This is a genomic window from Cupriavidus sp. 22TCCZM01-5 (assembly GCF_057798915.1).
The window spans coordinates 1-21,837 of sequence record NZ_JBYOJR010000054.1 but is presented as its reverse complement, the minus strand read 5'-3'; the positions used below and the strand labels follow the sequence as shown (position 1 = coordinate 21,837).

At 67.4% G+C, this 21,837-nt stretch carries 19 protein-coding genes and 2 pseudogenes; 15 read left to right on the top strand and 6 right to left on the bottom strand.

All coding sequences use genetic code 11. From position 1 onward, the window contains the following. Positions 1–22 precede the first annotated feature (22 nt). Positions 23–949: a Bug family tripartite tricarboxylate transporter substrate binding protein gene (locus AC3FNH_RS30985; RefSeq protein WP_488722812.1), complete on the top strand. Its 927-nt coding sequence runs from the start codon at positions 23–25 to the stop codon at positions 947–949. 37 nt (positions 950–986) lie between these two features. Continuing rightward, a complete protein-coding gene (locus AC3FNH_RS30980) occupies positions 987–1,784 on the top strand; it encodes a crotonase/enoyl-CoA hydratase family protein (RefSeq protein ID WP_488722807.1) in 798 nt (265 codons plus the stop codon). A 99-nt stretch (positions 1,785–1,883) separates the two neighbouring features. Here the strand turns inward: AC3FNH_RS30980 and AC3FNH_RS30975 are convergent, their stop codons facing one another. Beyond that, entirely contained in the window at positions 1,884–2,684 is an 801-nt protein-coding gene (locus AC3FNH_RS30975) for an IclR family transcriptional regulator (protein ID WP_488722806.1), read from the bottom strand. Positions 2,685–2,940: 256 nt separating this feature from the next. Between AC3FNH_RS30975 and AC3FNH_RS30970 the strand changes: the two genes are divergently transcribed. From AC3FNH_RS30970 to AC3FNH_RS30950, 5 genes are all read left to right on the top strand, one after another. Continuing rightward, on the top strand, positions 2,941–4,119 hold the full coding sequence (locus AC3FNH_RS30970) for a thiolase family protein (RefSeq protein WP_488722805.1): 1,179 nt from the start codon (positions 2,941–2,943) through the stop codon (positions 4,117–4,119). A gap of 84 nt (positions 4,120–4,203) precedes the next feature. Beyond that, the gene (locus AC3FNH_RS30965) at positions 4,204–4,971 is read left to right on the top strand and encodes an SDR family NAD(P)-dependent oxidoreductase (protein ID WP_488722804.1); all 768 of its coding nucleotides are present in this window, start codon (positions 4,204–4,206) and stop codon (positions 4,969–4,971) included. Positions 4,972–5,017: 46 nt separating this feature from the next. Then, on the top strand, positions 5,018–5,782 hold the full coding sequence (locus tag AC3FNH_RS30960; RefSeq protein WP_488722803.1) for a crotonase/enoyl-CoA hydratase family protein: 765 nt from the start codon (positions 5,018–5,020) through the stop codon (positions 5,780–5,782). A gap of 358 nt (positions 5,783–6,140) precedes the next feature. Further along, positions 6,141–7,310 carry an MFS transporter gene (locus AC3FNH_RS30955; RefSeq protein ID WP_488722802.1) on the top strand — a complete coding sequence of 390 codons (1,170 nt, stop codon included), beginning with the start codon at positions 6,141–6,143 and terminating at the stop codon, positions 7,308–7,310. A gap of 68 nt (positions 7,311–7,378) precedes the next feature. Further along, on the top strand, positions 7,379–8,836 hold the full coding sequence (locus tag AC3FNH_RS30950; RefSeq protein ID WP_488722801.1) for a PQQ-dependent sugar dehydrogenase: 1,458 nt from the start codon (positions 7,379–7,381) through the stop codon (positions 8,834–8,836). Positions 8,837–8,854: 18 nt separating this feature from the next. Here AC3FNH_RS30950 and AC3FNH_RS30945 read toward each other — a convergent pair. Beyond that, positions 8,855–9,208, bottom strand: a pseudogene (locus tag AC3FNH_RS30945) (BamA/TamA family outer membrane protein); the annotation flags it as partial. Between the two features lie 390 nt (positions 9,209–9,598). On the opposite strand from AC3FNH_RS30945, the gene purT reads away from it, so the two are divergent. After that, positions 9,599–10,804, top strand: a complete 1,206-nt coding sequence (purT, locus tag AC3FNH_RS30940) for a formate-dependent phosphoribosylglycinamide formyltransferase (RefSeq protein WP_276100434.1) — start codon at positions 9,599–9,601, stop codon at positions 10,802–10,804. 3 nt (positions 10,805–10,807) lie between these two features. Here the strand turns inward: purT and AC3FNH_RS30935 are convergent, their stop codons facing one another. Both AC3FNH_RS30935 and AC3FNH_RS30930 read right to left on the bottom strand, forming a co-directional pair. Continuing rightward, entirely contained in the window at positions 10,808–12,118 is a 1,311-nt protein-coding gene (locus AC3FNH_RS30935) for a mechanosensitive ion channel family protein (RefSeq protein ID WP_488722800.1), read from the bottom strand. Between the two features lie 69 nt (positions 12,119–12,187). Then, on the bottom strand, positions 12,188–12,505 hold the full coding sequence (locus AC3FNH_RS30930; protein WP_276100431.1) for a DMT family transporter: 318 nt from the start codon (positions 12,503–12,505) through the stop codon (positions 12,188–12,190). Positions 12,506–12,622: 117 nt separating this feature from the next. Here AC3FNH_RS30930 and AC3FNH_RS30925 point away from each other — a divergent pair, with 117 nt between their 5' ends. Continuing rightward, entirely contained in the window at positions 12,623–13,561 is a 939-nt protein-coding gene (locus AC3FNH_RS30925) for a LysR family transcriptional regulator (RefSeq protein WP_488722799.1), read from the top strand. On the opposite strand, the gene AC3FNH_RS30920 is transcribed toward AC3FNH_RS30925, so the two are convergent. Then, on the bottom strand, positions 13,491–14,741 hold the full coding sequence (locus tag AC3FNH_RS30920) for a cyclic di-GMP phosphodiesterase (RefSeq protein ID WP_488722798.1): 1,251 nt from the start codon (positions 14,739–14,741) through the stop codon (positions 13,491–13,493). The genes AC3FNH_RS30925 and AC3FNH_RS30920 overlap by 71 nt on opposite strands. Before the next feature lie 222 nt (positions 14,742–14,963). On the opposite strand from AC3FNH_RS30920, the gene AC3FNH_RS30915 reads away from it, so the two are divergent. From AC3FNH_RS30915 to AC3FNH_RS30900, 4 genes are all read left to right on the top strand, one after another. Then, a complete protein-coding gene (locus AC3FNH_RS30915; protein ID WP_276100428.1) occupies positions 14,964–15,257 on the top strand; it encodes a putative quinol monooxygenase in 294 nt (97 codons plus the stop codon). A gap of 126 nt (positions 15,258–15,383) precedes the next feature. Continuing rightward, complete coding sequence (locus AC3FNH_RS30910; protein ID WP_276100427.1) at positions 15,384–16,388, top strand: cysteine synthase A; 1,005 nt, start codon at positions 15,384–15,386, stop codon at positions 16,386–16,388. A gap of 78 nt (positions 16,389–16,466) precedes the next feature. Beyond that, positions 16,467–17,909: a MocR-like pyridoxine biosynthesis transcription factor PdxR gene (gene pdxR, locus AC3FNH_RS30905; protein WP_488722797.1), complete on the top strand. Its 1,443-nt coding sequence runs from the start codon at positions 16,467–16,469 to the stop codon at positions 17,907–17,909. A 131-nt stretch (positions 17,910–18,040) separates the two neighbouring features. Continuing rightward, entirely contained in the window at positions 18,041–18,478 is a 438-nt protein-coding gene (locus AC3FNH_RS30900) for a carboxymuconolactone decarboxylase family protein (RefSeq protein ID WP_488722796.1), read from the top strand. 18 nt (positions 18,479–18,496) lie between these two features. On the opposite strand, the gene prpR is transcribed toward AC3FNH_RS30900, so the two are convergent. Further along, positions 18,497–20,488, bottom strand: coding sequence for a propionate catabolism operon regulatory protein PrpR (gene prpR / locus AC3FNH_RS30895; RefSeq protein WP_488722795.1), 1,992 nt, complete (start codon positions 20,486–20,488; stop codon positions 18,497–18,499). A gap of 253 nt (positions 20,489–20,741) precedes the next feature. Between prpR and prpB the strand changes: the two genes are divergently transcribed. After that, positions 20,742–21,650, top strand: a complete 909-nt coding sequence (gene prpB / locus AC3FNH_RS30890; protein ID WP_011297971.1) for a methylisocitrate lyase — start codon at positions 20,742–20,744, stop codon at positions 21,648–21,650. 34 nt (positions 21,651–21,684) lie between these two features. Continuing rightward, positions 21,685–21,837: pseudogene (locus tag AC3FNH_RS30885) on the top strand (2-methylcitrate synthase); the annotation flags it as partial.

Here is a 21,837-nt window from a genome sequence, read left to right as displayed (position 1 = left end):
CGCGGGCGTTTCGATCCTTGGCATGCTGGCGCTCCCGGCGGCGCCGGCCCGGGCCGAGTACCCGGACAAGCCGATCAAGCTGGTCGTGTCCTTTCCGCCGGGTAGCGGAACCGATACCAATGCGCGCTACGTGGCGCGCAAGCTCGAGGAAAAGCTCGGCAAGCCGGTGGTGGTCGAAAACCGCCCTGGCGGCAACAGCTTCATTGCCGCGCAGGCGGTGGTCAGCGCCGAGCCGGACGGTTATACGCTGCTGCTGGCCAGCAACTCCCCCGTCGCCACCAACGTGGCCATGTTCCGCAAGCTGCCCTATGACCCGGTGCACGACCTGGCGCCCATTGCGCGGCTTGGCGTGGGCGCCATGGCGCTGGTGGTACCCGCCTCATCGTCCTATCGCGACGTGGCCGGACTGGTCGATGCCGCGCGCCGCAATCCCGGCAAGCTCAACTATGGCGGCGGCAGCGCGTCCTACCAGATCGCCACCGAACTGTTCCTGACGCGCGCAGGCGTAAAGGCCAACCACGTGCCCTACAAGGGCGCGGCGCCTGCGCTGACCGATGTGGCCGCGGGCCAGATCGACTTTGCCTTTGCCGACTACGGCGCCACCCTGCCGCTGCTGCAGGCCGGCAAGCTGCGCATCCTGGCCGTGACGGGCGACAAGCGCCTGGCCAGCCGCCCCGATACGCCCACGCTGCAGGAAAGCGGCTTTCCCGGCTACTTCATGGTGAACTGGACCGCCGCGTTCGCGCCGGCCCGCACGCCCAAGCCGGTGCTGCATAAACTGGAGCAGGCGATTGTCGAGATCTACAGCACGCGCGAGTCCGCCGAATTCCTCGCGCGCACCAACTGGGATGTCTTTGTCTCCGGCGCGGACGAACTGCGGCGCTTCCAGCTTGCGGATATCCGCCGCTGGTCGGACGCGGCCGAACAGGCCGGCATCCCGAAGCAATAACGAGTTTTCAGATCCTCAGAAACGGAGAGACCACAACATGGCTGAATTCCTTCGCTACGCGCAGCAGGGCCACATCGTGACCCTGACCATGAACGAGCCCGAGCGCCGCAACCCGCTGACCGGCAATACCGCCGTCGATGAATTCCTGGCGGCCATCGACCGCATCCATGGCGACCGCAGCGTGCGCGCCGTCATCATCACCGGTGCTGGCACCGCGTTTTCGTCGGGCGGCAATATCCACGACATGGAACGCCAGGCCTCGGGCCAGGTGACCGGCATGGAGATCCGCCAGGACTACCGCTGCGGCATCCAGCGCCTGCCGCTGGCGCTGTTCAACCTCGAGGTCCCGGTGATCGCCGCGGTCAACGGCGCGGCCATGGGGGCCGGCCTGGACCTGACCTGCATGTGCGACATCCGCATTGCCTCGGAGCGCGCGCAGTTCGCGGAATCGTTCGTGCGGCTGGGCATCATCCCCGGCGATGGCGGCGCATGGCTGCTGCCGCGCGTGATCGGCCTGTCGCGTGCCGCCGAGATGATCTTCACCGGCGAGCCCATCAGCGCCCAGCAGGCGCTGGAGTGGAACCTGGTGTCGCGCGTGGTGCCACCGGAGGAACTGCTGCCCGCCGCGAACGCGCTGGCCGAGCGCATCGCGGCCAACCCGCCCCATGCCGTGCGGCTGGCCAAGCGGCTGATGCGAGAAGGCATGTACACGCGACTGGACACGCTGCTGGAGCTTTCGGCCGGCTTCCAGGCGCTGTCGCACCAGACCGCCGATCATCGTGAAGCGGTGCAGGCGTTCCTGGAGAAGCGCAAGCCGGTGTTCACGGGGAACTAAGGGCGGTGGGCTGGCCTGCTCCCGAGGTCATCTTTGGTTATTCGGCGGACTCGGGGGATGGGCGACGGTTGTGGTTGTCGCTCTTGGCAACAAGCTGCGCTATCCCGCCGCCCCGAGCGAACCTTCCACGTTGCGCACTAGCGTGACCAACCGCGGCCCGACGTCCTCGAACAACTGCTTGCTCTGCTGGCTGAACACAGGCACCGATGCCGCGAACAGCCACGCTTCACCATCGCGCCGGGCGCGCATAGGCACGGCAATCGCCTCGATTTCCCGATGCAGGTCGCGGTGCCCGCGGCAGAAGCCGTGCTCGTCCAGGTCGTGCACGGCCTCGGCCAGCCGTCCCTGCAGCCAGCTCTCGCGCTGCGGATCCGTGACACGCAGGTGCTCCAGGTAGGCGTTGCGCTCCGCCTCGCCCATCATCGACAGATACGCACGCCCCGACGCCGTGCGCGACATCGACACGCGCGTGCCGACCTCCGGTCGGTACACACGGCTGCGGACGCCCTGCGCAATCTCCACATAGGTCAGCGTATGCCCGTAGCCGACCATGAGTTCCACCTGTCCTTCAATGTGATCGGCCAGCTCCTGCATAAGAGGTCGCGCGAGCTGCCGCACTGTCATGCGGGCCAGTGCCGGCGCAGCCAGGTTCACCAGCCCCACGCCCGGCACGTAGCGCGACAGGCGCTCCGAATAATGCAGCAGGCCCAGCTCGCACAAGGTGTCGAGCAGGCGGAACAGGGTCGGCTTGGCCAGGCCCGTGCGCTCCATCAGCTCGCGGCTACTGAGTTCCTGCACGGTCGGTGAAAAGCAGTTGAGGATGGAAATGCCGCGCGCCAGCGCGCTGACCAGGCGGGCTTCGCCTTCGGTGTCACTGCCACCGGAGCCTGGCGATGTCATGGATGCATGTCGATCATTAGCCATATCCACGTCGGAATCTTGAGTTTTTTGATACCAGAGTCTCGAAACCCGGATGTTGCCCTTCGTTTTTTCCGAAGTCAAATGCGGATTTTTGAGTTTACTTGCCGAATTTCCGACGCGAGAATTCCAAATCATCGTATCCGACGATCACTTTTCGGCACTGAAGTCTCAATATCCGCCTCGTCGCTCGCCACTTGCTATCCGCAGCTGCCTTTTCTTTTCAGGAGACCACCCCATGCAACAAGCCGTCATCGTTGACGCCATCCGCAGCCCGATGGGCCGCTCCAAGCCGGGTTCGGCTTTCACCGAACTGCACGCCACCGAACTGCTGGCCCAGGTGCTCAAGGGCCTGGTGGAACGCAACAAGCTGGACCCGGGCCTGGTGGACGACGTCATCACGGGCTGCGTCACGCAGGCCGGCGAGCAGTCCGCCGGCCCGGGCCGCGTAGCGTGGCTGGCGGCCGGTTTCCCCGACCACGTGCCGGCCACCACGATCGACCGCAAGTGCGGCTCGAGCCAGCAGGCAGTGCACTTTGCCGCGCAGGGCATCATGGCCGGCGCCTATGACATCGTGATCGCTTGCGGCATCGAGTCGATGAGCCGCGTGCCGATGGGTTCGGCACGCATCGGCCAGAACCCCTATGGCCCGTCGATGGAAGCACGCTATGCGCCGGGCCTGGTGTCGCAGGGCGTCGCCGCCGAACTGGTGGCCGCCAAGTACGAGCTGTCGCGAGAACAAATGGACGGCTACTCGGCCCGCTCGCATGAACTGGCCGCCGCCGCGCGCGAAGCCGGCGCGTTCCGCCGCGAGATCCTGCCGATCGTGACGCCCAACGGGGTGATCGAGCACGACGAGACGATTCGCCCCGGCACGTCGGTCGAGAAGCTCGGCACGCTGCAGGCTTCGTTCCGCAATGACGAACTGAGCGCGCGCTTCCCGCAGATCGGCTGGAACGTGACCGCCGGCAATGCCTCGCAGATCAGCGACGGCGCCTCGGCCATGCTGCTGATGAGCGAAGCGGCGGCACAACGCCTGGGCCTGAAGCCGCGCGCGCGCTTCGTGGCCTTCGACGTGTGCGGCGACGATCCGGTGATGATGCTGACCGCGCCGATCCCGGCCAGCCAGCGCGCCATCAGGAAGAGCGGCCTGAAGCTGGACCAGATCGACCACTACGAGATCAACGAGGCGTTCGCCTGCGTGCCGCTGGCCTGGCAGAAGGCGCTGGGCGCCGACGCCGCGCGCCTGAACCCGCGTGGCGGCGCGATCGCGCTGGGCCACCCGCTCGGTGCGTCGGGCGTGCGCCTGATGACGACCATGCTGCATGCGCTGGAAGACAGCGGCGGCCGCTACGGCCTGCAGTCGATGTGCGAGGCCGGCGGCATGGCCAATGCGACCATCATCGAGCGCCTGTAAGGCCTTTGCACGGGCCGGGCTTGGTCCTGGTTCGTGCTGTATTTCCCGAATACCCAAATCCCTGAACAGAACCGGAGACTCAAGATGAAACTGACCGCAGAGATGTCCGCCGTCGTAACCGGCGGCGCGTCCGGCCTGGGCCTGGCCACCGCGCGCCGCCTGATCGAGCGTGGCGTGAGCGTGGTGATTGCCGACCTGTCGGAAGAACGCGGCCATGCCGCCGTGGACGAACTGGGTCCCAAGGCCCGCTTCGTCAAGGCCGATGTCTGCGACACCGACCAGATGAACGCCGTCTATGACGCCGCCGAGGCCCTCGCGCCGCTGCGCGCGCTGGTGCACTGCGCCGGCCTGGGTGGCCCGGTACGCGTCGTCGAGAAGGACGGCTCGCCCGGTTCGCTGGAAAAGTACGAATCGATCGTCCGCATCAACCTGATCGGCACGTTCAATGCGCTGCGCCTCGGTGCCGCACGCATGGCGAAGAACGAAATGGTGGACGGCGAGCGCGGAGCGTGCGTGCTGACCGCTTCGGTGGCCGCCTATGAAGGCCAGATCGGCCAGATCCCGTATTCGTCGGCCAAGGCCGGCATCGTCGGCATGACGCTGGTGGCCGCGCGCGACCTGGCGCAACGCGCCATCCGCGTCTGCACGATCGCCCCTGGCCTGTTCGACACGCCGCTGCTAGCCAAGCTCCCGGAAAACGTGCGTACCTCGCTGGGCGCCATGGTGCCGCACCCCGCGCGCCTGGGCGCACCGGACGAGTATGCCTCGACCGCCCTGCATATCCTCGAGAACATCATGCTCAACGGCGAAACCATCCGCCTGGATGGCGCCATCCGCATGGCCCCGCGCTGAGCCGCGGGTCTCTCCTGAACCGACCGCAAGGAACACAAGGACAAGCATGAGCGAAACGCTGCAACTCGAAACACGCGGCAATATCCTGCTGATCACGATGAACCGGCCCGAGGCGCGCAATGCCATGGACTTCGAAACCGCGACGGCCATGGCCGCCGCGCTCGACCAGTTCGAGTCGCGCGGCGACCTGAGCGTGGCCATCCTGACCGGCGCGGGCGGCACCTTCTGCTCCGGCATGGACCTGAAGGGCTTCCTGGCCGGCAAGCGCCCTAGCCTGCCGGGCCGCGGCTTCGGCGGCCTGACCGAGGCGCCGCCGCGCAAGGTGCTGATCGCCGCCGTGGAAGGCTATGCACTGGCCGGCGGCTTTGAAATGGCACTGGCCTGCGACCTGATCGTCGCCTCGAAGGCGGCCAAGTTCGGCCTGCCCGAAGTCAAGCGCGGCCTGGTGGCCGGCGCCGGCGGCCTGATGCGCCTGCCGCGCCGCATGCCGTACCACATCGCCATGGAGTTCGCGCTGACCGGCAATATGCTCGGCGCCGAGCAGGCGCATGCCTACGGCCTGGTCAACCGCCTGACGGAGCCGGGCCAGGCGCTCGAAGCCGCGCTGGCGCTGGCCGAAGAAGTCGGCGCCAATGGCCCGATGGCCGTGGCGGTCAGCAAGCAGATCGTCAGCGAGTCGGCCGACTGGCCGGCGGCCGAGATGTTCGAACGCCAGCGCCCGATCGTCGCGCCGGTGTTCTCGTCGGCCGATGCCCGCGAAGGCGCCGCCGCCTTCGCCGAGAAGCGCAAGCCGGTGTGGACCGGCAGATAAGCGCCATGAAGCGGTAATCCCATGCCTGTGCGGCCGGCCTTCGCGCCGGCCGCATTGCCATCCACGCCTCGCAGCACCCGCAGCACCCGCAGCACATGCGAGCGGCGCCTGCCCGAGCCTGACCGATATCCGCACAGGACATTTGCCGCGAGCCGCCGGACAGGTGCCAAGCACGTTGACACCCGTCCGGCCAGCCCCTACGCTGGCTTCACCCGATGAATTCAGCGCCTGCTTAATCCTCATGCGGAACGGCGCGGGTGCATCGGGACAACAATAACGACCCGAGACGACGCCCCCCGTGCCATCCCGCTTCGACGCGCTCCGCCCCGCGCTCCCCATCCTCCTGGGCGCCTCTGTCATGTTGAGCCTGGCCATGGGGCTGCGCCAGAGCCTGGGCATCTTCATGCCGCCGCTGACCAGGGACATCGGCATCTCAGTCTCCGATTTCACTGTGGCCATTGCCGTGCAGAACCTGGCCTGGGGCCTGCTGCAACCGCTCGCGGGCGCGTGGGCCACACGCGTCGGGTTCCGGCCGCTGATGATGGGCGGCTCGCTGCTCTATGTGATCGGCCTGGTGCTGCTGTGCACGTCACACGGCATGGTCGGCGTGACGCTGGGTGCGGGCGTGGCCATTGGTGCGTCGATGGCCTGCACGGGCAGCGCGATCTCCATGGCCGTGGCGGCGCGCCCGGTGCCTGCGGCATTGCGCAGCACGGTGCTGGGGCTGGTATCGGGCGCGGGATCGCTGGGTGCGCTGATCGCCGCGCCGATCGGCCAGGTGGTTGCGCAGTCGTTTGGCTGGCGCACCGGCGTGGCGGCCTTCGTCGTGCTGGCGCTGGTGATGCTCCCCGCCGCGTGGTTCGCCGGCCGCGTGGACCGCCTGCCCATCGCCGCGCCGCAAGGCTCGGATCAGCACAACGCGCGCCAGGCGCTGGGCTCGGCGTTGCGCCACGTACCGTTCCTGGTCATGGCAATGGCCTACTTCGTGTGCGGCATGCAACTGGTCTTCCTGACCACTCACCTGCCCTCCTATCTCGATATCTGCGGCATGGACCCGATGCTGAGCGCAAAGGCGCTCGGTGTCATCGGCGGCTTCAATGTGCTGGGCAGCATCTTCTTCGGCTGGGCCGGCGGGCGCGTCAACAAGCTGATGCTGCTGGGCTGCATCTACACCATCCGTTCGCTGGCGCTGACGTGGTATTTCTCCTCGGCACCCACGCCGTCGAGCACGCTGGTGTTTGCAGCGGTGATGGGCTTCCTGTGGCTTGGCGTGGCGCCGCTGGTGGCGGGCTGGATCGGCGAGACCTTCGGCCTGCGCTGGCAGGCCATGCTCGGCGGCATGGCCTTCTTCAGCCACCAGATCGGCAGCTTTGTCGGTGCCTTCGGCGGCGGCCTGGTGTATGACGCGCTGGGGTCGTACACGCTGGCCTGGCAGGTCGGCGTGGGCCTTGGCCTGACCGCGGGCCTGGCCCAGATTGCCTTTGCCGTGGCGACGCAGCGCCGCCCGCCGGCGCTGGCCACGCCATGACACCTGCGCAGTGATTTCCGAGGTGTCCTGAACTAGTCTTCGTTGGGAGGCCCCCGACGGAGATACCCATGTCACGTGCGCGAACCGGCATCCGGCGCGCTGCCCTGCTGCTGGTCGCCTGCATCCTGGCGGCCGCCTGCGGCGGCAGCGTGCAGGTGTCGATCAATAGCGGCACGCCGCCTGCCGGCGCCCTGGCAGTCGTCATCGGCGGGCTGCCGCCTGGCACCAGCGGCGATGTGACCGTGAACGGGCCGTCCGGCTTCCGCCAGCGCCTGGGCAGCAGCGCCACGCTGTCCGGCCTGGCGTCCGGCATCTACACCGTGGTGGCAGCCAGCGTGCTGTCCGGCACGGCCGCGTTCTTTCCCCAGCCTGCCACACAACAGGTGACTGTGGGCAACGGCACGGCAAGCGCCACCGTGACATACGGATCGTCGCAGCCCTTCGCGCTGGCGCTGCAGGCAGTTGCAAGCGGCCTGGCGGAGCCGGTCTTCCTGACGTCACCCGCCAATGACACGAGGCTGTTCATTGTCGAGCGCGCGGGGCGCATCCGCGTGATGCAGGGCGGCACGCTGCTGGCCACGCCTTTCCTCGATATTGCATCGCTGACGACCACGGACGGCGAGCGCGGCCTGCTGTCGATGGCATTCGATCCCGCGTACGCGGCAAACGGCCGCTTTTATGTCTACTACACCAACTCGGCGGGCAATATCACCATTGCACGCTATCAGGTCTCGGCGTCGAACCCCAATGTCGCGGACCCGGCCGCCACGATCCTGCTCACCATCCCTCACCCGAGCTTCAGCAACCACAACGGCGGGCTGCTGGCCTTCGGGCCCGACGGCATGCTCTACCTGGGCACGGGCGATGGCGGCAGCGAAGGTGACCCGTCAGGCAACGCGCAGAACCTCAATTCGCTGCTGGGCAAACTGCTGCGTATCGATGTCAGCGGTGGCCAGGCGTATGCGATCCCTCCCGGCAATCCGTTTGCGGGCCAGCCCGGGCGCCGCAGTGAGATTTGGGCAAGTGGCCTGCGTAACCCCTGGCGCTTCGCGTTCGACAACACGGACGGCACCCTCTACATTGCCGACGTGGGCCAGGACCAGCACGAGGAGATCGATGTGGTCGCATCTGCCACGGGCGGCCTGAACTATGGCTGGAACCGGACCGAAGGCTCGGCATGCTTCGGGGCGCCGACCTGCGACATGCAGGGCATTACCCAGCCACAACTTGACTACCGCCATGATGCGAACGGAGGCTGCGCGGTGGTCGGCGGCTATGTCTACCGCGGCAGCGCCATGCCGCCCTTGCGCGGCCGCTACCTGTATTCGGACCTGTGCAGCGGCTGGCTGCGCAGCTTCGATTTTCGCGACGCAGCGGCTGAACAGCTTGACTGGGGCATCACCATCCCCGGCAACGTGCTGTCGTTTGGCACGGATGCGCAGGGCGAGATCTACGTGCTGGCCGACCCGTTCACCTCGTCAGGTAGCGGCAAGGTGTACCGCATCGTCCAACGCAATACGCCGTAAGCCTGGCTGCGCGGCAATTCAATGCCAGGCGCTGCCGACCTGGATGTAGAACGCGTTCTGCCCTTTGCTATGGGCGACGTCGATACCCATGGAGACGCCGAGCTTGCGCGCGATCATGTAGCGGAAGCCGGCACCCACGCTGTAGACGTTGGCGGCATCGGAGAAATCGTTCCAGCGTCCGTAGGCCTTGCCGGTTCCGGTGAAGCCCAGCGGCGACCAGCGCGGCGTGACATCCCGGCGCAACTCCATTTCCGCCATGACGGCATTGCGGTCCTGGTAGCGGCCCTCCTGCACGCCGCGCAGGTCCACGTAAGGCTGCGCGTAGAACGGCACGTCGCCGGTGGAAAAGCGCGTGTCGGCGCGCAACCCGACAGGCTGCGGGCCGGCTTCGTTTCCGCCGGGGCTGCCGACGCAGCATCCTGTGCCTGCGCCGCCCCCCAGGCCGACAAGCCCAGCACTGCCAGCAGCGTGGCAAGCTGATTCCGTACGGATCGTGGTGGAGTATTCATGCTGGTATGGCGGCCGTCGCATGCACCATTCTCCAGACGGCAAACATGCGGCCAGTCCGCCGGGTGACCATGCGCTCTCCTTCTGCTTGCCATAGCTGCCGAATGTATCGCGGCAGGCAGGCCCAGGGCCGCAGGCCGTCATGAAACTTTTCGAGGGGGTGAATTCAATCGTGTGCGCCCCGGAACGCGCGCTGGCAGGCGCCGGCGTGCACTACAATGCCGGCTTCCCCAGCTTCGCGAGCCACGACGCCCCATGACCACCATCGGAACCCCTCTCTCCCCTTCGGCCACCAAGGTCATGCTGCTCGGCTCCGGCGAGCTCGGCAAGGAAGTGCTGATTGCGCTGCAGCGGCTCGGTGTCGAGACTATTGCCGTCGACCGCTACGAGAACGCACCCGGCCAGCAGGTCGCCCACCATGCCCGCACCATCGCCATGAGCGATCCGGACCAGCTCAAGGCGCTGATCGAAGCGGAACAGCCGCAGCTCGTGGTGCCCGAGATCGAGGCCATTGCGACGCCCATGCTCGAAACACTGGAGGCTGCCGGCGTGGTGCGCGTGATTCCCACCGCAAGGGCCGCGCGCCTCACCATGGACCGCGAGGGCATCCGCCGTCTCGCGGCCGAAACGCTGGGCCTGCCGACCAGTCCGTACAAGTTCTGCGATTCGCTCGAAGAACTGCAGGCCGCGATCGATGGCGGCATCGGCTACCCGTGCGTGGTCAAGCCGGTCATGAGCAGTTCGGGCAAGGGCCAGAGCAAGATCGACGGGCCTGAAGGCGTCAAGGCGGCGTGGGACTACGCCATGGCCGGCGGCCGTGTAAGCCACGGCCGCGTGATCGTGGAGGGCTTCATCGATTTCGACTACGAGATCACCCTGCTGACCGTGCGCGCGCTTGGCGCCGACGGCCAGGTCGAAACCCAGTTCTGCGCGCCCATCGGCCACGTGCAGGTCAGCGGCGACTATGTCGAAAGCTGGCAGCCGCACCCGATGCACCCGGCGGCGCTGGAAAAAGCCCAGCACATTGCGCGCGCGGTGACCTCGGACCTCGGCGGCCAGGGCCTGTTCGGCGTGGAGCTGTTCGTCAAGGGCGAGCAGGTCTGGTTCAGCGAAGTCAGCCCGCGCCCGCACGACACCGGCATGGTGACGATGGCCACGCAGTGGCAGAACGAGTTCGAGCTGCACGCGCGCGCCATCCTGGGCCTGCCGGTCAGCACGGCACTGAAGAGCCCTGGCGCCAGCGCCGTCATCTACGGCGGCGTGGAGGCCCAGGGCGTGGTGTTCGACGGCGTGGACGAGGCCCTGCGCGTGCCGCAGACCGAGGTGCGCCTGTTCGGCAAGCCCGAGAGCTTCGCCAGGCGCCGCATGGGCGTAGCGCTGGCCTATGCCGACAATGTCGACACCGCACGCGAGCGCGCCAAGGAAGCCGCCGGGCGCGTCAGGCCGCGCGTGGCAGGCTGAGGACTATCGCGTCGGCGATGCCGTCTCGGGTGTCGCCGCTTGCACCGCGGCGACCTGCGCCGCGGCCAGTACCGGGTTGGCGCGCACCCCTGTCAGGTCCGCGCCCGACGGCGCCTGGTACAGGCGCAGGCTCAGCTCGGGCAGGATCGCCAGCAGGTGGTCGAACAGGTCGCCCTGTATGCGCTCGTAGTCCATCCACCCGGTCAGGCGCGTAAAGCAGTAGACCTCGACCGGAATGCCGTGCGAATCGGGCTCCATCATGCGCACGTTGAGCAGCAGGTTCTGGTGGATATCCGGGTGCGCCTTGAGGTAGGCAATGCCATAGGCACGGAACGTGCCGATATTGGTCAGGCGCCGGCGGTTGACCGGATCGCCGCCGGCCTCGACCAGCAGCCGGTTGGCCTCGTCGACCTCGGCCTGCTTCTGTTCGAGGTAGTCGTGAAGCAGCCGGAAGCGCATCAGCGCATGCACCTCGTCGTCGCTCAGGAAACGCACGCTGCCGGCGTCCAGGCGCAGCGTGCGCTTGATGCGGCGCGCGCCCGATTCGAACATCTGGCGGTAGTTGCGGTAGCTCTCCGAAAACAGCTTGTAGGTCGGCACCGTGGTCACGGTGTTGTCCCAGTTCTGCACCTTCACCGTATGCAGGGCGATGTCCTTGACATAGCCGTCGGCATTGCATTGCGGCATCTCGATCCAGTCGCCGATGCGCAGCATGTCGTTCGATGTCAGCTGGGTGCTGGCCACCAGTGACAGCAGCGTGTCCTTGAACACCAGCAGCAGCACCGCTGACAGCGCGCCGATGCCCGACAGCATCCACAGCGGCGAGCGGTCGATCAGGATCGACAGCACCAGCACGCCGCACACCAGCCAGAGGCCCAGGCGCCCCACCTGCACATAGCCCTTGATCGAGCGCGTCTGCGCACGCGTGCTGCCGGCATACACGTCCTGCCAGGCGCCCAGCGCGCCGACCATCATCATGAAGATGCAGACCCAGGTGCCCGCGTGCGTGATCCGCTCGACGGCCAGCGCGTAGCGGCCGATGTTCGGTACCTCGCCGGCGCCCACCGTGATCACGGCGAACCACACGGCATAGCCAAAGCGCCGGTACACCCGGTGACGCATGAGCGCCTTGCTCCAGCGGCCGTTGCCGGCGATGACCAGCAGCCGGTGCGCCATGCGCGAGACCACCTTGGCTACCAGCCACTGGGCCACCGTGGCGCCCAGGATCAGGAGCGCCATGTAGGTGAGGTTCTGCGCCCACGGACGCGTGGGCATGTAATGCTGGATCAGGTCCGGCAGGGCATCGAAGTCCATGAAAGGCGGAAAAAGTCAGCTCGCTCAGCCGCACAGTGTACAAAAAGGCGGCGAGCCCGCCCCCGCCCGTCATGAGGGCAGCAGTTTCAGCCCGCCTATGCCGACGAAAATGAGTGCGATCAGCGCAAGCCGCGCCGGCGCCGCGCTTTCGCCCAGGAAGACAATGCCGGCGAGCGTCACGCCGATGGCGCCGATGCCGGTCCACACCGCGTAGGCGGTCCCTACCGGCAGCTGGCGCAACGCCCCGCTGAGCAGGAAGATGCTGGCCAGCGCGGCGCCGATGCCCAGCGCGGTCGGCCAGGGACGCGTCCATCCGTCGGTATGTTTGAGCGCCAGCGCCATCACGATCTCGATCAGGCCGGCAAGGATCAGCAGGGTCCAGGACATGGTAGGGGTCAGTCAGTACGGGAGCGGGCTGCCCGCGTTTGCAGGCAGCGCCATGCCAATGTAGGCTGTGCGCCTGAGCACGGCAATTTGCCAATCTTGCGCGGGAGTTATGCAAAGATGCACGACGCAGACTGGGACGACCTGAGGTACTTCCTGGCGGTGAGCCGCGCCGGATCGCTGGCTGGGGCGGCTCGGGCGCTGCAGGTCAACCACTCCACGGTGCTGCGCCGGCTGGCCAGCCTGGAGGATGACCTCGGCACCCGCCTGTTCGACCGGCACCAGGGCGGCTACGCGCTGACCTCGGCGGGCGAGACGCTGGCGGCGCAGCTCGCCATGGTGGATGAGCTGATCGACGCCGCGCAGCGCCAGCTGGGCGGGCTCGACGCCCAGCTCAGCGGCCCGCTGCGCGTCACCACCACGGACACGCTGCTTGGCCCCCTGCTGATGCCGATGCTGGCGGAATTCCGCGACCTGCACCCGCGCATCCAGCTGCAGATCGTGGTCAACAACACGTTCCTGAACCTGAACCGGCGCGAAGCGGATATTGCCGTGCGGCCGGCCACCGCGCCTCCGGAACACCTGGTCGGCCGCCAGGCCGGTCTGCTGCAGACGGCGCCTTACGCCGCCCGCGGCTACCTGCGGCAGTTTGGCCGCGGGCGGGCGCCGCGCGATGGCGAGCCGTGGGACAACTATGACTGGGTGGTACCGGACGATACCTTGTCACACCTGGCCCAGGCGCGCTGGGTCGCCGCCAATGTGCCGCAGGACCGCCGCTCAGTCTGCGCGGACAGCCTGGTGGCGATGGCCGAGGCCGTGCGCCAGGGCATGGGCGCGGGCATGCTGCTCTGCCTGCTTGCCGATCCGGACCGCGACCTGGTCAGGCTGGCGCCGCCCGACCCGGCATTGGACACGCCGCTCTGGATCCTGACGCATCCGGACTTGCGCGGCAGCGCGCGCGTCCGGGCCTTCAGCGACTTCCTGCTGGCTAAGCTCCAGGCATCGCCGTGGCTGATGCCGCCTCCACCGCGCCAGGCTGCCCCTTCCCGGCGTAGATAGCCAGCAGCTGCTCGTCGGTATAGCCCCAGTCCGCCGGGTCTTCAAAGGCCACCACGGTATCGCTGCTGTGGCGCAAATCGATGACCTGCGGCGTCAGCGGGCTCGAATCCTCTACCGAGTAGAACGCCATCACGCGCGGACGCAGCGGTTCGGACTCATGCTGGGCGCACACCACCGCCAGCCGGTTCGAGCGCAACCGCAGCACCGTACCTAGCGGATAGATGCCCACGGTGCGCGTAAAAGCCTTGAACACGCGGCGGTCGAACAGCGTGTCGACGCGCACCGCCATGTACTCCATGGCCCGCGCCGGCGACCATTCCTGGTGCCCCGGGCGGCTGGAAGTCAGCGAATCGTAGGTATCGCAGATGCCCGCGATCTTGGCGTGGACGCTGAGTTCGCGCCCCATCAGGCCAAACGGATAGCCGCGCCCGTCCACGCGCTCATGGTGGTGCACGCAAACGTCCAGCACGATGTTCGCATTCACGCGCGCCTCGTTGAGGATGCGATAGCCTGTCGACGGATGGCGACGGATCTCCTCGTCCTCGCCGGGCTTGCGCGAAGTGGGCTTGTGCAGCACGGCCTCGGGCAGCGTCAGCTTGCCGATGTCGTGCACCAGGCCGGCCAGGCCCAGATCGCGCACCTCTTCGGGCGGCAGCTCCATCGTGCGCCCGACGGCGACCATCAGCGCGCACATGGCGAACGCGTGCATATAGCTGTAGTCGTCGCGCGCCTTGAGCCGCGCCAGCGCGATCAGCGCCTGCGAATGCCGCGACAGCGACTGCGACGCCGAGTCCACCAGCAGCAAGGCGCCGTCGATCTCCAGCGCGCGTCCCATGCGCACGTCGGCAAACATGGAGCCGATCACCGACTTGCCCGACTGGAGCAATTCGCGCGCGAGGCCGAATTCGGCTTCCAGGCTCGCGGCGGCTACCGGCGCCGGCGCCGGTTCCGGTTCCGGCGTCTCCCATGGGCTCAGCGCCGCCTGCGGGGTCGGCGCGTTGCGGCCCTTGAGGATGTCGATCCAGACTTCCTGCACGCCCGAAGACCGGAGCTGGCTGACCTGGTCCTCGCTGGCCACCAGGAATTTCGACCGCGAGAACGCCCGCGCGTGCCAGGGCCCGCCCAGCTTGGCCACGAACATGCCGACCTGCAGTTGCTCCGTCCTGATTCGTCTCAACATGCAATGCCCCCGTGTGAAGTGGTGCCACGTTCTCGGCCGCATATCGGCAGCTGCGGCCAATACTTTAGGAAAAGTGCGTCAGGAACCGACGCGGGCGCGGCTGTCAAGCCATCGAAAAATGTCCAGACAGGCTCCTCGGGCATTCCGGGCCAGCCGCCGGGCCCGGCTACAATGGCCCGCCAAACGCTTACCTGACGCCCGCAGACGCTCGCCGGTCATCCCATGTCCAGAACGTACACGCTAGTCGGCATTGCCCGCGCCAAGACCAATCGCCGCGAAGCCCTGGTGACCCAGCTCGATTCGCTGCGCACGCGCGGGCTGACGGAGCCAGGCTGCCTGAACTACCACGTCGGGCAGGACGCCGAAGACGCCGAAGTCTTCGTGGTCTACATGGTCTGGGATTCCAAGGGCGCGCTGGAGTCCCACCTGAACCGCGAATATATGCGTGACTTTCACGCCACCCGCCAGGAGCTGGTCGAAGGCGACTTCCGCTTCCGCTGGCTGAATGCCGCATAAAGGCACCGCATAGAGGCGTTGCATAAGAGTCCGGCGCGCTGCGCCGCCCGTCTTGTCAATCTCCGCTGCCCGGTCTATCACTCTGGGTGACGCCCCATACCTCATGGGGCGGGGCAGGAGTGCGCCATGGACATCAGGGATGGTTTCGTCGGCACGGTCGGACACACGCCGCTGATCCGGCTCGGCGGGCTGAGCGCCGAGACCGGTTGCGACATCTATGGCAAGGCGGAATTCCTGAATCCCGGCGGCTCGGTCAAGGACCGCGCGGCGCTCTACATCATCCGCGACGCCGAACGCCGCGGCACCCTCAGGCCGGGCGGCACGGTCGTCGAGGGCACCGCCGGCAATACCGGCATCGGCCTTGCGCATATCTGCGCCGCGCGCGGCTATCGCTGCATCGTGGTCATCCCCGATACCCAGTCCCCCGAAAAGATGGAGCGCCTGCGCATGCTCGGCGCCGAGGTACGCGCGGTTCCGGCCAAGCCGTACGCCGACCCGGACAACTACCAGAAGATTGCCGGCCGGCTGGCGGACCAGACCGAGAACGCCATCTGGGCCAACCAGTTCGACAACTTGGCCAACCGCCAGGCCCACTACGAAACCACCGGGCCGGAGATCTGGCATGACACGGCAGGACGCGTCGACGCCTTCGTGTGCGCCACTGGTACCGGCGGCTCGCTGGCAGGGATCTCGCGCTGCCTGAAGGAACATACGCCGCACGTGCGCATCGTGCTCGCCGATCCTTGCGGCAGCAGCCTGTATAACTTCGTCAAGCACCGCGAACTGAAGTCCGAAGGCAGTTCGATCACCGAGGGCATCGGTTCCAGCCGCGTCACCGCCAACCTGCAGGACACCGTGATCGACGACGCCGTGCGGGTCGATGACCAGGCCTGCGTCGACATGGTCTATCGCCTGCTGCGCGAAGAAGGACTGTTCCTGGGCGGGTCCACGGGCATCAACGTTGCGGCGGCCGTCGCGCTGGCGCGCGAAATGGGACCGGGGCATAGCATCGTCACCCTGCTCTGCGACCGCGGCGATCTTTACTTCGGACGGCTCTTCAATCAGGATTGGCTGGCCGGAAAAGGGCTGGTGCCGGCGCCGTTCACCCACGCAGCGCCGCGAGCGGGCTAGCCAGGCGCCCGGTTCCGGCGGCGGCCCTGCCCGGGCCGTTGCCCATACCCAGCGCAAACCACCTTCAAGCCAGAACCGATGGATGTCCACCTTACGATCCACGGCCGCCAGGGCCTGGCCGGCCAGATCTATCGCCAGCTGCGCGCCGGCGTCATGGATGGCCGGCTCGCGCCGGGCCAGCGGCTGCCTTCCACGCGGCAACTGGCACTGCAACTCGGCGTCTCGCGCAAGACCACGCTCGATGTGTTCGAGCGGCTGATCGCCGAGGGCTACCTGCGCTCGCGCACCGGCGACGGCACCTTCGTGGCGGACGCCATGACGCGGCTGGCGCCGCCGCCTCCCGTGCCGGCAACCTCGCCAGCCACAGGATCGATCTGGTCGCAGATGGAGGACGCGCTGCCGATGACGCCCGCGGACACACCGCCAGCCTACGACTTCGTCGGCGGCGTGACTGACAAGGGCCTGTTTCCGTTCGACCAGTGGCGCCGCTGTGTCGGCCATGCACTGCGGGTGCAGGCGCGCGGGCGCGGCACCTACCACGACCCGGCCGGCGAGCAGGCGTTGCGCCAGGCCGTGGCGAGCTACCTGGCCTTCAGCCGCGCCGTGGTCAGCCACTGGCACGACGTGATCATCACGCAAGGCGCGCAGCAGGCGCTGGACTTGCTGACCAAGGTCTCCGTCCGCCCCGGCGAAGTGGTTGCCATGGAAGATCCTGGCTATCCACCGGCGCGCATCATCTTCGCTGCGCTGGGTGCGCAGGTGGTACCGGTGCCCGTGGATGAGGAAGGGCTGGTGGTCGACGCGCTGCCGGCGAACGCCAGGATGGTCTATGTCACGCCGTCCCACCAGTTCCCGCTGGGCATGCCCATGAGCCTCGAGCGCCGGCTGGCCCTGCTGGAATGGGCGCAACGCCACGGCGCGCTCGTCGTGGAAGATGACTACGACGGCGAGTTCCGCTTCGAAGGCCGCCCCATGGAATCGCTCAAGAGCCTGGACACGGCCGGCGTGGTGGCCTATGTGGGGACCTTCTCCAAAACCATCTTCCCGGAATTGCGCGTCGGCTATGTCATTCCGCCCGCATCGCTCGGCGCGGCACTGCGCCGGGCCAAGCAGGTGGGCGACTGGCATAGCTGCACCATGACGCAGCTAGCGCTGGCGAAGTTCATGCTCGACGGCTATTTCGCCAAGCACCTGCGACGCATGCACAAGGAATACGCCGCGCGCCGCACCGCCCTGCTGGAACATCTGCGCGGCGACCTGGCGCCGTGGCTCACGCCGCTGCCGTGCGCGGTGGGCATCCACCTGGTGGCAGCCATCCGGGCGCCCCAGGACGAAAGCGAGGTGATCCGCCTCGCGGCGGCCGAATCGGTCGGGATTTACGGCCTGGCCGGCATGTTTGCCAGCCAGGCGCCACGGCCGGGGCTGCTGTTCGGCTATGGCGGCATCGGCGTCGACGCGATCCATGCGGGGCTTGCCCGGCTGGCCAGCGCCCTTGCCAGCCGGCGCCAGGGCACCGCCTGAGCTGGAACCCCACTGGTTACCTCAAATTTGCCAGGATCGGCCATTTCGCATAGCCACTCCGCGTCCTACGCTTGTTCTCACGGCGGCGCCCGGCGGCGCCGCGCAACCCACACACCGAACAGGAGCACGCGATGCAACAACGTCTGGATTTCTACAAGGCCAGTCCGGCTGCCATCAAGGCCGTCATGGCACTGGAAGAGCAGATCGGCAAGAGTGGACTGGAACAGTCGCTGGTGGAACTGGTGCGGCTGCGTGCCTCGCAGATCAACGGCTGCGCCTACTGCATCGACCTGCACACGCGCGACGCGCGCAAGCACGGCGAGGATGACCGGCGGCTGGCTACGCTGTCGGTATGGCATGAAACGCCGTTCTTCACGGAGCGCGAGCGGGCCGCGCTGGCGTGGACCGAAGCCGTGACGCTGGTGTCGCAGGACCATGTGCCGGACGCCGTCTGGGAAGCCGTGCGCCCGCACTTCGAGGATGCGGAGCTGGTCAACCTGACGCTGCTGGTCAACGCCATCAACACGTGGAACCGCTTCGCGATTGCGTTCCGCAAAATGCCCGCTTGAGGAAGGTGCCCGGCGCCCTCAGTCGGCCCGGAGCCGCCGCCACAGCGTGGTCGGGCTGATCCCAAGGATGTGGCACGCCGCGTTGCGATCGCCGCCGCATTCGGCCAATACACGCCGGATATGCTCGGTCTCGCTGGCCTGCGCGACACCAGCCAGCGAACGGCCGACGCGGCGCTGCCGGTTACCGCGCGCGTGATCCTGCGCCGGCAGGTCGGCAGCCATCCGCTCCTCTTGCGTTTCGCCCCCGTCATTGCCGAACAATTCCGGCACGGCGGCATGCAGTTCGCGCAGCAGTTCCGCGGGCTCCAGCGGACGGCCCGCCACGAGCACGGCAATGCGCTCGGTCACGTTCTCCAGTTCCCGGATATTGCCGGGCCAGTGGTAGCCGGCCAGCCGGACGCGGGCTGCTTCCGGCAGGCCTTCCTGGTGCTCCAGCCCCAACCGTTCGAGCGCACGCTGGTAAAGCAGGTTCGCGAGTTCCGGCAGGTCCCCGGCACGCTCGCGCAGCGGCGGCACCTCGATGCGCAGGATGTTCAGGCGGTAGTAAAGGTCCTGGCGGAAGCTGCCCTCGCGCACGCGCTGCGCGAGGTCGCGGTGCGTGGCGGCGATCACGCGCACATTGACCGGAACGGCCTCCAGCCCGCCGATCGGCAACACCTGCTTTTCCTGCAGCACGCGCAGCAGGCGCGTCTGCAGTGCGGGAGGCATGTCGCCAACCTCGTCCAGGAACAGCGTGCCGTTGTGGGCCGACTCGAACAGGCCAGCCTTGCCGCCGCGCCGCGCGCCGGTGAAGGCGCCTTCCTCGTAGCCGAACAGTTCGCTTTCAAGGAGTGTCTCGGGAAATGCCGCGCAGTTGACGGCAACGAACGGGAACGCGCGGCGTGGGCTGGCATCGTGCATGCCTTGCGCCAGCACCTCCTTGCCGGTGCCGCTCTCGCCGCCGATCAGCACGGTCGAATCGACCACCGCATAGCGCCGCGCCAGGTCACGCAGGTGCGTCATGGCGACCGATGTACCTGCCAGGTCATCCAGGCTGTAGCGCACGCCCGGCAGCCGCGTGCGGCTGCGCGAGCGCAGATTGCGGTCCACGCGCTGGATGGCGGTGGCATCCTGCAGGGTCAGCAGCGCGCCGGTGGTGCCGGACTCGCTGACGAGCGGGATGCGGTTGACCACGACCATGCGATCGCCCACCTTCTGGATGGCTTCGAGTTCCTTGGTGCCGCTCTGGATCACGTCGTCCAGCGAGAGGCCTGGCGACAGCGCCTGCAGCTTGCGCCCGACCGCATTCGCCGCCGGCGTGCCAAGGAACCGTTCCATCGCCGGATTGAACGACTGGATGCGGCCTTCGCCATCGACGGCTGCCACGCCTTCATTGAGGTGCGCGAGGATGGTGTTGACGTAGTCGCGCCGGCCGGATTCGATGCGCCGCAGGCGCGCAGCCTCGATCGCGTCTTCAAGCGCCATGCGCACGGAGTTGCCCGAGTACAGGAACACGCCGATCAGGCCGAGCCGGTCCGCCAGGTCCGTCACCAGGCCTGGGCCGACTACGACCTTCACGCCTTCCTGCTTGAGCATCTGGACGCGCGCGGTGGCATCGTCCTCGGTCAGGTACGTGTAGGCGGGAATCGACAGCGAAAAGGCGCGGGTGAATTCGTCCACCTCCGCATAGGTGGAAGCGTGCGTCACGAGCGCAACATTGGGTGAAATGCGGCGCGCGGTCGCCAGCGCGCTCATCACATCGAAGCCGGTCACCTTGACCAGCACCACGGGGACGTCGACGTGCTGGCGCAGGTAGGCGCCGTTAGAGCCGCCCGATACCACCACATCGAGCTTGCCTTCGCGCGCCTCGCGCCGGATGGCGTCGGCCGCCGAATCGTAGGCCCGGCCGACGATGCGGAACTCCGCACGGTGGGAATAGGCGGGGATCAGTTCCGCAAAGGCGCGCTGCAGGCGGCTGATGCCGAGCGCCCAGATGCGCGGCAGGCCGGGAGAAGAGACGGGAGGTGCCATGGTGCTTCATGCGTAGAGTGGCGCCATTGTGCCCGCGATGAATTTGAATTTCAATCGTGAAATCAGAATTCCACTCATGCAATGCAATAGTGACGTGAATTGATGCTCGGCGCGTCCAACTGCGTGCCGCCCGCAGGGAAATATCCCGACAAATCAAGGCATTACACCTATCTCGCCGCCCTGCTCCAGCGCCTGGCACACCCCTTGCAGTATTGGGCCCGTTCTTCATTGCCTGAAACGAGACACTGCAACCATGACCTATTCCGCTTCCGACCTGGCCCGTTCGGCCGGCGCCCGCTTCCGCCAGGCCCTGGCTGAAGAGCATCCGCTGCAGGTGGTGGGCACCATCAACGCCAACCACGCCCTGCTGGCCAAGCGCGCCGGCTATCGCGCCATCTACCTGTCGGGCGGCGGCGTGGCCGCCGGCTCGCTGGGCCTGCCCGACCTGGGGATCTCGGGTCTGGAAGACGTGCTGATCGACGTGCGCCGCATCAGCGACGTGTGCGATGTGCCGCTGCTGGTCGACGTCGACACCGGCTTCGGCTCGTCGGCCTTCAACGTGGCCCGCACCACGCGCTCGCTGATCAAGGCCGGCGCCGGTGCCATGCACATCGAAGACCAGGTTGGCGCCAAGCGCTGCGGCCATCGCCCGAACAAGGAAATCGTCACGCAGACCGAGATGGTGGACCGCATCAAGGCCGCCGTGGATGCGCGTACCGACGAGAACTTCGTGATCATGGCGCGTACCGACGCGCTGGCCGTCGAAGGCCTGGAAAGCGCCATCGAGCGCGCCGTGGCATGCGTCGAGGCTGGCGCCGACGCGATCTTCCCGGAAGCCATGACCGACCTGGCCATGTACCGCAAGTTCGTCGACGCGGTGAAGGTGCCGGTGCTGGCCAACATTACCGAATTCGGCGCCACGCCGCTGTTCACCACCGACGAACTGGCCGGCTCCGGCGTGTCGATGGTGCTGTACCCGCTGTCGGCCTTCCGCGCGATGAACAAGGCCGCCGAGAACGTCTACACCGCCATCCGCCGCGACGGCACCCAGAAGAACGTGGTCGAGACCATGCAGACTCGCGCCGAACTCTACGAGAGCATCGGCTACCACGCCTACGAACAGAAACTCGACGCCCTGTTTGCCCAGGGCAAGGCCAAGTAAGGCCAGCCGAACCGTACCTCACAAGGAGACCCTGATGTCCGAAGCACAACCGATCGCCACCCCGAAGCCCAAGAAGTCCGTTGCCCTGTCGGGCGTGACCGCCGGTAACACCGCCCTGTGCACTGTCGGCCGTACCGGCAACGACCTGCACTACCGCGGCTATGACATCCTGGACGTGGCCGACGCC